This window comes from Mucilaginibacter corticis (genome assembly GCF_007558865.1).
In the GTDB taxonomy this organism is placed as follows: domain Bacteria; phylum Bacteroidota; class Bacteroidia; order Sphingobacteriales; family Sphingobacteriaceae; genus Mucilaginibacter; species Mucilaginibacter corticis.
Window position 1 is genome coordinate 2,387,233 of record NZ_VLPK01000001.1, and the last position, 14,252, is coordinate 2,401,484.

Genomic DNA, 14,252 nt, shown 5'->3' on the forward strand with positions numbered 1-14,252 from the left:
AGCGCTATTTCAGGGCGCAAAGTTAAGGTTTATAATACAATATTAAAATACTTAAAGTGAGATTTTTTTACACTTATGATTAATGAATATGCAATGATTTAGCGCTTACAGTCAATTATTTTTTAAAAAGCGCTTTGTATGCTATAAAAGATTAATATTTAAACAATTGTACATATTGCTTTTCAGGCATCAAAAGTTAAAACTATTTTGCCAATATGCCGGCTGCTTTCCATCAGTACATGGGCTTCAGAGGCTTTGTCAGCAGAAAATACGGCATTGATTACCGGCTTGATTTTACCTGATATTAGTAGCGGCCAAATGTTTTCTTGCAATTCCCGGGCTATAGCGCTTTTAAATTCGACAGTGCGCGGACGTAGTGCTGAGCCGGTTATGGTAAGCCGCTTGCGCAGGATGACAGAAAGGTCAACCTGCGTGTCTTTACCTTCCATCATGTTGATCATTACCAGGCGGCCATCGTCGGCAAGGGCCCGCAGGTTGCGCGGGGTGTAATTGCCGCCAACCATATCTAAAATAACATCGACACCTTTGCCGCCGGTTACCGATTTTATTACTGCTTCAAAATCTTCTGTTTTATAGTTGATAGCTTTCACTGCGCCAAGATCCTCGCAAAACTTACATTTCTCGTCAGACCCTGCCGTTACATAAACGGTGCTGCCCATAGCCGTTGCCATCTGGATGCCGGCCACCCCAATGCCGCTTGAACCGCCATGAATAAGCAGGCTTTCGCCGGGTTGCAGGTGGCCGCGGTCGAATACATTACTCCATACCGTAAAAAAGGTTTCGGGTAATGATGCCGCTTCAACAAAGCTGAGGCCTTCAGGTATGGGCAGGCATTGCCCTTGGGGGACGTTGCAGTATTCGGCATAGCCGCCGCCTGTTACCAGCGCGCAAACTATATCGCCAACTTTAAGATGGGTTACATTAGTGCCGATATGGGTAATGGTCCCCGCTATTTCTAAACCCGGGATATCCTGTGGCGCGCCTGCTGGCGGCGGGTAATGCCCTTTACGTTGCGCAACATCTGGCCGGTTAACACCCGCGGCAGCAACTTTTACCAGCACTTCGTTTGCTGCATAAGCAGGTATGGGCCGTTCGGTAATTTGTAAAACTTCCGGAGGACCGGGTTGGGTGATGACGATGGCTTTCATGGCTATGGCTAAGTTATCACAATAAACCATTACACGGTCATCATGTTTTGCTATTCGCTCCGCAGGCTTTTTACCGGGTTAACCAGCGCTGCCTTAACCGATTGAAAACTGACGGTAATAATGGCGATCAATATTGCAACCAGGCTGGTGGCAGGGAAAATATACCAATGGATACCCTCGCGATAGGCATAGCCCTGTAACCATTTTTGCATGGCCCACCACGCCAATGGCGTGGTTATGAGTATGGCCATAAATACCAGCTTTATAAAATCTTTGGATAGCATGATCATAAGTGCGGCAACGCCTGCGCCCAAAACTTTACGGATCCCTATTTCGCGGTTTCGTTGTTCGGCAGCGTATGCCGCAAGGCCAAATAAACCGAGGCACGCGATAAAAATAGCAAGCGAAGTAAATATAACGAAGATCCTGCCCATGCGTTGCTCATTGTTATATAAAGCATTAAAGTCTGCATCCATAAATGAATACTCAAATTGGTGATTTGGTGCCAACTGTTTCCATTTATTTTGGATGCCCGACAGTGTTGCCGGTAGGCCTGCCGTATTCATCTTGATACTTAAAGATGCCATCCAATCATGGCCTAATACCATTACTAACGGGGTTACATTGTTTCGTAACGATGCAAAGTTGAAATCTTTTACTACGCCGATGATATGGTATTTATTATTCAGCGTTTCGCTGCCATCTTTATAATTCAGCATTTTCGCTGCAGTTTCATTAATAATTATTGCCGCTGAATCGGTAGCGAGAGATTTAGAGAAATTACGGCCTTTTGTTATAACCATTCCCATAGTATTAATATAATCTTCATCCACCACCCAAAATTCTGTTTGTATGGATTTACCCATACTTGTGGTAACATTATTTGGCCAGCGATTAACACCCGTAGGTAAAAAGCCTGTTAGCGTTGCATTTTCAACACCGGGCAATTGTTTAATTTCCTGCTTTAATATTTGCGCGTCATCAACAACTGTCGCGTTTTTAACTATGAGCACCTGATCGCGCTTAAAACCAAGATCTTTACTTTGAATATATTTAAGCTGATTGTAAATAACTACCGTACCAATGATCAGGAAAATAGATATGGAAAACTGAAACACCACTAAAAAACTACGGAGAAAACTACCCTTAAATCCCGCGGTTAGTTTGCCTTTTAAAACATGGATGGGTTGGAAAGCCGACAGGAAAAAGGCCGGGTAAGCCCCTGCCAGTGCGCCAACTATTACAATAATCAGCAGTAATGCCGGTAATAACCATGTAAATGTTTGCAGGGTAATAGCCAGGTTTTTATCCGATAGATTATTAAACGCTGGCAAAAGTGCCCATGCGGTTAATACCGCTATCATGGTTGCCGCAAGTGTTATCATTACAGACTCTGACAGGAATTGCGCTATCAAATGTTTTCGCGATGAGCCTAAGACTTTGCGCACCCCAACTTCGCGGGCACGGTTGGCAGATTGCGCGGTAGACAGGTTCATGAAATTGATACAAGCCAGCACCAAAATAAATAAAGCCACTGCCGAAAAGATATAAATATATTGTACGTTGCCGTTTGCAGCAAGCTCACGCTGTCTGTTGGATTTTAGGTGAATATCTGTAAGCGGCGTTAATGACAGCTTGATGAAATTGCCTTTTGCAGAAAACTTATCGTAATTAAAGTCGCCTGTGTTTAGGTTGCGTTTCATCAGCCCGTCAAATTTGCTTTCTAAACGGGATACATCAGCACCCGGTTTTAACAATACGTACGTGGTTTGGTTAAAATGCATCCAGCCGTGATCGTTATGGTCATCAAGCGCCATGAAAAAGTCTGCACGAAAATGTGATTGAGCAGGCATATCATTTATAACTCCTGTTATTTTGTAAGCATTGTTGTCATTAACCATGGTTAATATTTTGCCTAAAACATGTACGGTATTAAAGTATTTCCTGGCTGCCGATTCTGATATCACAATTGAAGTATGGTCAGATAAGGCAGTTTCAGGATTGCCTTCTATCATTGGTAAAGTAAAAATGTTAAACAGCGATGGATCGCAGTAAACAGCAATGTTTTCGTCAATAACTTGGTCGCCTTTCTTAAACCTGATATTTAAGGCCGGGGCAACTCGGGCAGAATTTTCAACTTCAGGAAATTCTTTTACTAAAGCGCCACATACGGGAGGTGCGGTAATGGCAAAAGTTGTTGTCGTGCCGCCGTATCTTAAATCTGTATTTACCCTGTAAATGCGGTCATGTTTGGTATTGTACCTGTCATAACTTAATTCGTCGAATACATAAAAAATAATAAGCAGGCAGATGGTTAAACCGAGGGCCAGGCCAAAAATATTAATGAATGTAAAGCCTTTGTTTTTTAAGAGGCTTCTAAAAGCTGTTTTAATGTAATTCTTTATCATGGCTGTTTAGGTGTTACATGATAAATTTAAAACTAATTATTTAGTTATCAAAGAATGTTTTTGTTTTTTTTTTGATAACTAGCACAATACAGCTATGGCTCGCTACAAACTATCAAGCCGGTTTAAATATTCGTCCGCCTGTAGTAGGGTGGCTTCTAACTCGGCTTTGGTAAATTTATCTAATAATTTATACATCATGCCTATGCGTGGGTTATACTTTAGTTTATCCGTGTTGCGGTGAAAAAAGTCCCAGTATAAACTGTTATAAGGGCAAGCCTTTTCGCCATGCCGTTTTTTGTGATCGTAATGGCAGCTTTTACAATAGTCGCTCATTTTATTAATGTAAGCTGCCGATCCGGCGTAAGGTTTTGACGCGATGATGCCGCCGTCGGCAAACTGACTCATGCCACGCGTGTTGGTTATCTCTACCCATTGTATGGCATCAATGTAAACGCCAAGGTACCATTCATCTACCTCATCAGGGTTTAAGCCGGCAATCAGCGCGAAATTGCCTATCACCATTAAGCGCTGGATATGGTGCGCCCAGGCAAAATCTAATGATTGGCCGATGCATTTTTTAAGGCAATTCATATTGGTTTCGCCCGTCCAGAACCATTGGGGCAATTTGCGTTTAGCGTTAAAGAAATTCATTTGTGCAAAGCCGGGCATCTTAGCCCAATAAACGCCCCGCATAAACTCGCGCCAGCCAATCACCTGGCGGATATAACCTTCAACCTGCTCAATGGTAATCGTAGCTTTATTTTGCTGCCAGTGGGTGATAACAGCGCCGATCACCTCGGCAGGTGCTATCATTTTTGTGTTGAGCGCAAACGACAACCGCGAGTGGAACAAACTGATATGCTCCTGCAACATGGCATCCTCATAAGTGCCAAAATGTGGCAGCAGGTTTTCGCAAAAGTTATCCAAAGCTTTTAAAGCCTTAGCGCGCGATAGGGGCCAGGCAAATTCTTTCTCGTTCACCCTACCAAAATATTTTACCCCCATTTTGTCGGCCATTTCTTTTAACGTTGACAGATCCTGGTCAAAAACTAATACTTCCGGCAGCGGTACTTTGTTGTCATATTTTTTACGGTTCTCGGTATCAAAGTTCCAGCGATTGCCTGCAGGCTTGCCGCCATCCATTAAAATGTCTAATCTTACCCGCATGTGGCGGTAAAAGTTTTCCATCAGGTATTTTTTCTGATCGCCAAAAAAATCCTTTACCTCGTACCGGGTGGTTAAAAAATGTTCGGTATCCGCAACCTCAAAGGGGATGGACAAGCCTTTACATAATTCTTTTAATTGTTCGTCAAGGCGGTACTCGTCGGGTAGTTGGTATTCAAATTTTTCAATTTGATGTTGGTTTAGCTGGAAATGGATATTTTGATCGATGAACTGTTTGTTATCAGCATCGTCCAGTTTAAGGTAGATAACCCGGTGCCCTTTTTTGCTGAGCTGATGGGCAAAGTTGCGCATGGCGGCGAAAAAGCCCAGGATCTTTTGGATATGGTGCATCACATAATCCTGTTCCTGCATCACTTCCATCATCAGGTAAGTTACGTTTGGGTTTACTTCTTTAAACCAGCTATAGTTGCTGTTCAGCTGATCGCCAAGTATAAAGCGTAACGTTTTGGGCATGATTAAGTAACAGGCCGGGCAAAGTATGGTTTTGCGTCGAATTAAAGTTTATTCTGCCATCGCGCTTTCTAATTGTTTAATTAATACGTCGCGATCCATGGGGTAGCCGGCTTTTGACAATTCATAGCTGCCATCTTTTTTTATGATGAAGTAAGTAGGATAGCCATTACCGTTAATTTTTGACATGATATCTTTATTTAAATCGTCATTGGCTAAAATATGCGTGCCCTCAAGGTGAAAGTAAGCTATCAGTTTTTTCCAGGTTGCTTCATTGTTCGAGTCAAAATTGGCAACGTATAGATACTCCAGGTTGCTGCCTTTAAAATGATCTTTTATAGCGGCCGAGTTTTTTTCAATCTCCTCGCGGCAAGGGCCGCACCAGGTACCCCACATATCAACTAAAACCGTTTTGCCTTTAGTTAGCGCCAATACCTCATCAAATGTTTTTAGTTTGGTACCGTTTTCGGCTACGAAAAGCATTTTGTCAGTAAGTGGCTTTGATTCCCGCTTTGCAATTTCGCTAATTTGTGCTTCGAACTCATTTGTGTAGGGGCTTTTAGGATATAGTTTTTTATATCGTTCAAATATCGTAACCAGGTTTTTTGGGTCACTTTCGTGCAGTGCTTCCTGGGTTAGCGTGGCATATAAAAAGTCTGCTGATCTGCCCGTAAAATAAGTATTAATGATCTTCTCCTTTAACAGGTTTGACATATCATCCTGGAACATTTTTCTGCCAGTAATCAGGTCCGCATCATACCATTGTTTAAAAAAGCGTTCAGGATTGGTACCGTATTCATTCCATAATCGCTCTTTTTCGCGCAGCATAAAACTTTGTAAAAGTTCTTTATAATTTTCAGAAACCAGGGCATCATCATTATTTATGGTACTTATAGGTTGATTAAGCGCGTTAGTTTTACCATTAGCTTTTTTTGCTGAGATGATTTGAGGCTTTAATGTTTTAAATAAACTGTCTTGTATACGTTCCCATATAGGTTGTAGCCTGCCATATTTTTCAGAGATACGATATTTATTATTCTCTTTAAACTGGTGGTAGTTAAGGCTTGCCATATATTGCGCTTCATAAGTTTTAGCTTTTATAAATAACGCAGTGGGTTTGTATTTAGCTATATAATTGGCAAGGGCTTGCTTATTAACTTGATATTGTGCATTGATAGAAGCTATTATGCGGTTAGGTAAGCTGTCGCTATAAAGTTTTTCGTAGTCAACTCCGCGTAAGTCTAATGGATAATTGTTTGCTGCTCCTTTACCGCTTATTTCAATAGCATTTCCCGGCTTTTTTAGATCGGCCTTAAAATTAATGTTATCTCCGGGAGATAAAAAGAAATAGTATTGCTGATATCCGTCTTTGTCATTTGCTAAACTATAATAAATGGAGATAACTTTTGGCTCTGATAAATTGTAACTGAGCGACGCCGTGCGGATATTAGTTGCCGAGTCAATTTTATAAAATTGTTTTTCGTTCTCTGATTTAAAAAGAAGATTATGTACCCATAACGCGTAATGGGGCGATGTGCCATTAATAATAGTAATATTGATCTTAGCATTTTGTGCCCACGCAGCAATGTTACACAGTAAAAAAGCGCAGGCGATAAATAGGCGTTTCATGTAGATAAGGTTTATATTAATGCTAAAGATATAACAATTTCAATAACCTACATTACTAAAGCTAACCGGATAAGCTTATCGCTTATCCAACCCCATTATCTGCACCTTATACTCCTTTGGCAACAACGCGTTTCTAAGTACTGTTTCTACGTTTAATCGCCTTAAAAACTTATAACTGCTTAATATAGGCCTGATCCAGCCTGCTTTACCCAATTGCACTAAATCACTTACCCTGGCAGGTACCAATAACAACTGTACTTTTACCAGTAAGGCGTACCTTAACCAGCCCAGGTGCTTTTTATATTGTTGGTAAAGGTGATAAGTGTAAGTGCTGTTAGCCAAATCTTGCTGCAGGTGCTCCCGGCGCATTTGCTGCCAATGGGTAAAATTATCAGGCAGGCCGTTTAACTGCATGCGCAGGCCGACACGGTAAAAAACATCAAATACTTCGGCTTGCTCGGCATGAGTGAGGGGTCTGTCCAATAGCTCGAACGAGCGTATGGAATAGTCTATCAGCATAAATAGCACATCGCGGTAAGCCCAGTCGGGTATTTGCATGCCGCGGTTTTGTTCAACGCTTTTATGTATAGCGGTTATTTTATCAATAGCCGCCAGCGCTGCCTCCTCCTCAGCAAAAATGATCTCCCTGGCATAGGTAACCGTCGAAAATAAGCGTCCCAGCGGGTCAGCAGGAAGTTTGCCGGTGAAGTACAGCCAGTCTACCGCCTTGTTCAATGCAAACTCGGCAGCCGAGCCGGCAAAAATAAAAAGGGTGGTATCGGCCTTACCCCAGATCTTACGTACGATGGAACCCTGATCTACAAAATACTTCATGCTAATGTATTTAAGCGTTTTATATCGGCATAACAGGGCACCAGCAACAGTAAAGTAACTATGCCGAACGAACAATCTATCATGGTCCAAAAGAATGGGATCCCCCTAATGCTACCAGCTATAAAAGCGAGCGGGAAAATGGATACGGCAGCTATCAGCCCAAACTCTATCACCCAAATATTTTTCACCGGGTTTTTAAGCGGACCGATAAACAATATAGCCAGCATTATATGGGCAAATGCCAGCCAGTCTGTGCCGTAACTTAAAAAGGGATATTTGCTATTGGTTGTTTCTACTGCGTAATAAACCTTGCTAAGCCATATACCTATAAAACCTGTAGCAGGCTGGTGTCTTACCAGTATAGCCAGTTCGCCTTCTAAAGGAAACGCGGTTATGCCGCTTAGCAGTAAGCCGGCTATCACTATGCCGATATATACGCGGATACGACGTTGCAATTTAATTTTTCGGAGTGTGCTCATGGCCAAATAGTTTTTCAATGATCAGTACCAATAAAATACCCAGTGTATACATTAGCAGGTCGACAAAAGTGAAGTAGGTGCCCATGACTATCCTTGCTATTTTACAGTTACCCCAGCCTAATAGATCTACCAAATGGAAATACTGCGAAATTTCAACCAGGTAAGAAAACAGCAATGTGCCGATTGCAGTGCCGAGTACCGGCGTGTTAAAAAATGTCTTTACAAAGCAATAGACCAATATCACCACCAAAAAATCGCCACCGTAGGGGCGGATGATGGCATCGTTCATATACCGGGCAATAAGCACTTCGGTGATGAACAATAAAACAGTCAGCAGGCAATAACGTGTATTAAAATGAAGCATAATGATATTTAAAAGTACTTTGTAATACAAAGTAAATGATAAATATTTTATTAAACAAGCTGTTGTTTGCTGTAAGAAAAAATTATTGGTCCTTTAAACTTTTAACAGGATTCACCAATGCAGCTTTAAAACACTGAATGCTGATGGTAATAAAAGCGATGAACAAAGAACCTGTACCAGCCAGTAGCAAGACCCAGACCTGGATATTTTGGCGATAAGCAAATCCCTGAAGCCACTTTTGCATGACCAGCCATGCCAGCGGAATGGCAATAACTATCGCAATTACTACAAGTTTTATCAGATCTTTTGAGAGCATGGCAACAATGGCTGATACTTCTGCACCCAGTATTTTGCGGATGCCTATTTCTTTGCTGCGTTGTTCTGCTGCATAGGCGGTAAGGCCAAATAGGCCCAGGCAGGCAATGACAATGGCTAACATGGTAAATATTAAAAATGAGGTGCCCGTACGTTGCTCGGCGCGATAAGCGGCGTCAAAATCCTCGTCCATAAATGAGTAGTCAAAATGTTCGCCGGGCGACAACGTGTTCCATTTTTGCCTGATGAGTGCGAGGGTAGCAGTAAGGTCTTTGGTATTTACCCTGACGCTTAGATCGCGGTTATCATTGCCAAGTATCATTACCACCGGAGTAATGTTGTCTCTTAACGAGTTAAAATTAAAATCCTTTACCACCCCAAGTACAGTGTATTCTTTTACCCTGCCCGGCTGGGGGCTATATAGTTTTCGCTTAAGCGGATCATTGTAAAAGCCAAGCATTTTGGCCGCAGCTTCGTTTATTAATATGCCGGTTGAATCTGTAGGCAGGTCTTTGTTGAAATTTCTACCCTTTAACACTTTCATGCCGGTAGTATTCAGGTAGTCGTCGTCTATTGTCCAGATCTCGGTAAACAGCGCGTTTTTTGGGTCGGTAACATTATTAACAAAAACGGCATCCGGGTTACGGTTTTTACCTGTTGGCAAAAAGCTGGTTAAGGTGGCATTGCTAACGCCGGGCAGTTGTTTTATTTCTTGTTTTAAAGTACGGGCCTGCTTATTTAAAACCCCGGTATTTTTTATGGTTAAAACCTGGTTGCGGTTAAATCCGATATCGCGGTTTTGTATATAATTTAACTGGTTGTAAATAACCAGCGTGCCTATCACCAAAAATATGGACACGGTAAACTGCATGGTAATTAAAAAGCCGCGCATATTGCCCCCTTTAAAGCCCGTGGCTATTTTACCCTTTAATACATTTACAGGTTTAAAGGATGACAGGAAGAAGGCCGGATATATCCCTGCAAATACGCCAACCATAATTGCTGTTATTAATAAGAACGGCAGCCACCACGCAAGCGTATGCAGGTTTATAGTTAAACTTTTGCCCGATATATTATTAAATACCGGTAATAATAACCAAGCGATTACCCCGGCTATTACAGTAGCAAACACTGTTATTAAAACAGACTCGCAAATAAACTGGGTTATGAGGTATTTGCGCGGCGACCCTAAAACTTTACGTACCCCAACCTCGCGGGCACGGCTTGCAGAACGGGCGGTTGATAGGTTAATAAAGTTGATACATGCAAGCAGCAGGATAAATATCGCGATAGCAGAAAAAATGTAAACGTACTGCATGCTGCTGTTGACGCCCAGTTCATACCGTCGGTTTGACGACAGGTGGATTTCCGTCATCGGGGTCAGGTTCAGTCTGAAGTAATTGCCCGATTTTTCCAAACGGTCCATGTTCATATCAGCCTCGTTGGGCAGGGTGTTAATAGCATTGTGCATTAAAGCCGGAAATTTGGCCTCGACACTTTTAGCCGATGCGCCCGGTTTAAGCAGGATATAAGTACTGCACACGTAATTTAGCCAGTTGGTACTTTTTGCTTCGTCGCGTGATGACAGGGATAAAAAGAAATCGAAATTGAAATGAGACTGCGCAGGGATATCGGCCATTACCCCTGTTATTTTAAAAGGAGTAGTGTTATTAATGGTAAGTACTTTACCAACAACATGTGTAGTGTTAAAATATTTTTTGGCCGTACTTTCTGTAACAACCACACAATAAGGATCTTTTAAAGCAGTTTTTGCATCACCAATAATCAGCGGTAAAGTAAAAACGTCAAAAACGTTTGCATCACTGTAAACAACTTTCTCTTCCTGTATATTTTCATTTCCTTTTTTAATACGAAGGCCGCCGTCATGTAGTAAGCGAATGGTACCGGCTACTTCCGGGAAGTTTTTCAAAGCGGCCGCAAGCGGTGGCGGGGTAATTGCGTACGATGACGCGTTGCCGCCATATTTGATATCTGTATTTACCCGGTATATCCTGTTTGCATTAGTGTTAAACTTGTCATAGCTTAATTCATCAATTACATAAAACACAATTAACAGGCAGGCAGCCAGGCCAAACGCTAATCCTAAAACATTAATTGTGGTAAAGCCTTTGTTTTTTAAAAGACTGCGAAACGCTGTTTTAATATAATTCCTGATCATTTTTGGGCTTAAGTTTATTAGTGCTAAGCTATGTTATCATTAGCATCGATTTTGTTAAATTAAGTTAAAGCAGCCTGATGGTATTTACAGACAGTACTTTCTTTTTTGCATGTTAAAAAATGACTCACCTGTAATAAAACAGGCATCTTATTTTAACTTAATTGTTATTTATTTGCAGAAAATAAAACACAAACTATGTCATTAACTATAGGCCAGCCGGCACCACAATTTAAGTTATATTCATCAGCATTAAAAGAAGTTTCACTGGCCGACTTTAAAGGCCGTAAAGTGGTGATCCACTTTTTCCCGATGGCTTTTACGGGTGTATGCACCACGCAGCTTTGTACCATGCGCGATAGCTTTGGCTATTATGATGGCTTAAACGCGACTATCCTGGGGATCTCTGTCGATTCGCCTTTTACCTTGGCTAAGTTTAAAGAAGAGAATAATTACCAGTTTGATCTGCTATCAGATTTTAACAAAGAGGTATCAACCGCTTACGGCGCTATTTACGAAGAATTTGTATTTGGCCTGAAAGGGGTATCTAAAAGAGCAGCCTTTGTTATTGACGAGGAACAGAACATTATTTATGCAGAAGTATTAGAATCTGCAGGCGATTTGCCTGATTTTGCGGCGATTGCTGAAAAAGTGAAGTAATTTTCAAATATATTCGACACTTTTAAAAAGAAATCCTATTTTTGCAGTCCGTAAAAAAAGCGGATATTTTTAAAATAGAATATTGCACTTGTAGCTCAATTGGATAGAGCATCTCACTACGGATGAGAAGGTTTGGGGTTCGAATCCCTACAAGTGCACCAATAAATTAAGCCTTTCAGTATAACACCGGAAGGCTTTTAATTTGAAAAACGCGCATGCTCAACTTAGTATTATTTGGCCCGCCGGGAGCCGGGAAAGGTACTCAATCACAAAAACTTATCGAAAAATACGGTTTGATCCACCTGTCGACCGGTGATCTTCTTCGCGGAGAAATTTCACAGGGTACTGAACTTGGTTTGGAAGCAAAAAAGCTGATGGACGAAGGTTTATTGGTGCCGGATGCCGTAGTGATAGGTATGATAAGCAATAAGCTTGACGCGAATAAAGATGCCGAAGGTTTTATTTTTGATGGTTTCCCGCGTACGGTTGCACAAGCCGAAGCATTAGATACTTTGCTTGAAAGTAAAGGATCTGCCATATCAGGCATGGTTGCGTTAGAGGTTAACGACGATGAATTGGAGCACCGCTTATTGTTAAGAGGTAAAGATTCAGGTCGCCCGGATGATGCTAACCCGGAGATCATCCAAAAAAGAATAAAAGAATATAATGATAAAACCGCACCTGTTGCCGGTTTTTATAAAGACCAACACAAATTTAAAAGCATAAACGGAATAGGATCAATAGCCGAAATATCAGGCGCTATTGACGCGGTTATTGCTTCATACTAATTTCGAATTTCGGATGTTCGATTTCGGATTTGATTAATAGTCAAATCAACTTTAATTATATAAATCCGAAATTCGAATTTCAAAATCCGAAATCAAAATGTCAGGTTCAAATTTTGTTGATTACGTAAAGATTTGTTGCCGTTCCGGTAAAGGGGGCGCAGGATCAGCGCATTTGCACCGCGACAAACATACGGCTACCGGTGGCCCTGATGGTGGCGATGGCGGTCGTGGCGGCCACGTTATTGTAAAAGGCAACGCGCAGCTTTGGACCTTACTGCACTTAAAATTCAGAAAACATGTTATTGCCGGCGATGGAGAATCGGGTGGCAGCTCGTTAAGTACCGGTAAAACCGGCAGGGACGAGATATTGGAGGTACCACTGGGCACTATAGCGCGCGACGCGGAAACCGGCGAAATACTATTCGAGATCAATACTGACGGCGAAACTAAAATTTTGACCAAAGGCGGCCGCGGCGGTTTGGGGAATGCCAATTTTAAAAGCGCTACACGTCAAACTCCGCGTTTTGCACAGCCCGGCGAAGAAGGCCAGGAAATATGGAACGTACTGGAACTAAAGATCCTGGCTGATGTAGGCTTAGTAGGATTCCCGAACGCCGGTAAATCTACTTTACTATCGGTAGTATCCGCAGCAAAGCCTGAAATAGCCGATTACGCTTTTACAACCCTTGTACCTAATTTAGGTATCGTGGCTTATCGTAACAACCGGTCGTTTGTTATGGCTGATATTCCGGGGATCATCGAGGGTGCATCAAAAGGGAAGGGCCTGGGCATTAGGTTCCTTAAGCATATTGAACGTAACGCGGTATTGCTTTTTATGGTACCTGCCGATACCACACGCACGATAAAAGAAGAATACGAGATCCTTTTAAAAGAACTGAACGAATATAATCCCGAGCTAATGCATAAACCACGTGTGCTGGCTGTTACCAAGGCTGATATGCTGGATGAGGAGTTAGAGGCAGAGATGAAACAGCAGGTACCAAAGGATGTACCGTCTGTCTTTATATCATCAGTAGCTCAAAAAAATATTGATGGGTTGAAAGACCTGCTTTGGAAAGAGATAAATAATCAGTAGGCAGTTTGCAGTTTACAGTAGGCAGTTTGCCGGATGGTAGTTTGATTTAGCCTGAAATACTAATCAATAATCCTTTGGCGGATCTTTATGGCGGGGTTACCCTGGTAAATTGAATAGGGTTCCAAGTCTTTTGTAGCGATGGAACCGGTAGTCAGTACCGCATGCGATGCAACGGTGATACCCTGGTTGACAACGGCTTTGGCACCTATCCACACACCATCTTCCAGTACAACCTCGCCGGTTATTAAATTAAAAGAAGTCTTTTTATAATCGTGACTGCCTGTAAGTATCATGGCCCCTTGTGATATACAAACGTTAGACCCTATAGTTACCATCACCAAACTGTCAATCCAAACATCTTCGCCTATCCATACCTCATCAGCAATGTTAAGGTTCCAAGGGTATTTGATATTTACGTTGGGTTTTATTTCAACCTGTTGGCCAATTTTGGCACCAAACAAACGCAACAGTGCTGTTTTTATGCCGTAAACCGGGAACAGGCTTGTTTTAAACACAATGCCGTTTACGTAATGCCATAAAATTCTTTTTAGTACACTCCCCCCGGGGTGGTAAGGTGAATTATTATATGACCTGAGATCAGTTTTTTGCATGTTGTTTATTGCCGGTAATATCGGTTTTTATCCAATAATAAAGACTGACCATAATCACAATGTATATAAAAACATTAAATATAGTATG

Annotated in this window: 12 protein-coding genes and 1 tRNA gene; 4 read left to right on the forward strand and 9 right to left on the reverse strand. The window is 41.8% G+C overall.

Features of this window, described 5'->3' with window-relative positions; translation table 11 throughout:
- Positions 1–182 precede the first annotated feature (182 nt).
- The 8 genes from FO440_RS10565 to FO440_RS10600 all read right to left on the reverse strand — a co-directional run bounded on the left by FO440_RS10565 (position 183) and on the right by FO440_RS10600 (position 11,012).
- Positions 183–1,169 (reverse strand): NAD(P)H-quinone oxidoreductase, encoded by a 987-nt coding sequence (locus FO440_RS10565; RefSeq protein WP_144248150.1) that lies wholly within the window; start codon positions 1,167–1,169, stop codon positions 183–185.
- A 50-nt stretch (positions 1,170–1,219) separates the two neighbouring features.
- Positions 1,220–3,577, reverse strand: coding sequence for an ABC transporter permease (locus FO440_RS10570; protein ID WP_144248151.1), 2,358 nt, complete (start codon positions 3,575–3,577; stop codon positions 1,220–1,222).
- A 102-nt stretch (positions 3,578–3,679) separates the two neighbouring features.
- Positions 3,680–5,215, reverse strand: coding sequence for a cryptochrome/photolyase family protein (locus tag FO440_RS10575; protein ID WP_144248152.1), 1,536 nt, complete (start codon positions 5,213–5,215; stop codon positions 3,680–3,682).
- A gap of 48 nt (positions 5,216–5,263) precedes the next feature.
- Complete coding sequence (locus FO440_RS10580) at positions 5,264–6,841, reverse strand: TlpA family protein disulfide reductase (RefSeq protein WP_144248153.1); 1,578 nt, start codon at positions 6,839–6,841, stop codon at positions 5,264–5,266.
- A gap of 75 nt (positions 6,842–6,916) precedes the next feature.
- Entirely contained in the window at positions 6,917–7,675 is a 759-nt protein-coding gene (locus FO440_RS10585) for an oxygenase MpaB family protein (protein ID WP_144248154.1), read from the reverse strand.
- Entirely contained in the window at positions 7,672–8,154 is a 483-nt protein-coding gene (locus tag FO440_RS10590) for a hypothetical protein (RefSeq protein WP_144248155.1), read from the reverse strand. The genes FO440_RS10585 and FO440_RS10590 overlap by 4 nt, the downstream gene beginning before the upstream one ends.
- A complete protein-coding gene (locus tag FO440_RS10595) occupies positions 8,132–8,518 on the reverse strand; it encodes a ribosomal maturation YjgA family protein (RefSeq protein ID WP_144248156.1) in 387 nt (128 codons plus the stop codon). Before FO440_RS10595 ends, FO440_RS10590 begins: the two co-directional genes overlap by 23 nt.
- An 82-nt stretch (positions 8,519–8,600) precedes the next feature.
- Positions 8,601–11,012: an ABC transporter permease gene (locus FO440_RS10600; protein ID WP_144248157.1), complete on the reverse strand. Its 2,412-nt coding sequence runs from the start codon at positions 11,010–11,012 to the stop codon at positions 8,601–8,603.
- A 195-nt stretch (positions 11,013–11,207) separates the two neighbouring features.
- Between FO440_RS10600 and FO440_RS10605 the strand changes: the two genes are divergently transcribed.
- The 4 genes from FO440_RS10605 (at position 11,208) to obgE (ending at position 13,553) form a co-directional block, all read left to right on the forward strand.
- Positions 11,208–11,669, forward strand: a complete 462-nt coding sequence (locus FO440_RS10605) for a redoxin domain-containing protein (protein WP_144248158.1) — start codon at positions 11,208–11,210, stop codon at positions 11,667–11,669.
- An 84-nt stretch (positions 11,670–11,753) separates the two neighbouring features.
- Positions 11,754–11,830 (forward strand) — tRNA-Arg (locus FO440_RS10610).
- 54 nt (positions 11,831–11,884) lie between these two features.
- Entirely contained in the window at positions 11,885–12,457 is a 573-nt protein-coding gene (locus tag FO440_RS10615) for an adenylate kinase (RefSeq protein ID WP_144248159.1), read from the forward strand.
- A 97-nt stretch (positions 12,458–12,554) separates the two neighbouring features.
- Complete coding sequence (gene obgE, locus FO440_RS10620; protein ID WP_144248160.1) at positions 12,555–13,553, forward strand: GTPase ObgE; 999 nt, start codon at positions 12,555–12,557, stop codon at positions 13,551–13,553.
- Between the two features lie 59 nt (positions 13,554–13,612).
- Here obgE and FO440_RS10625 read toward each other — a convergent pair whose 3' ends face one another.
- Positions 13,613–14,164: a WcaF family extracellular polysaccharide biosynthesis acetyltransferase gene (locus FO440_RS10625; protein WP_144248161.1), complete on the reverse strand. Its 552-nt coding sequence runs from the start codon at positions 14,162–14,164 to the stop codon at positions 13,613–13,615.
- Positions 14,165–14,252: the final 88 nt, after the last annotated feature.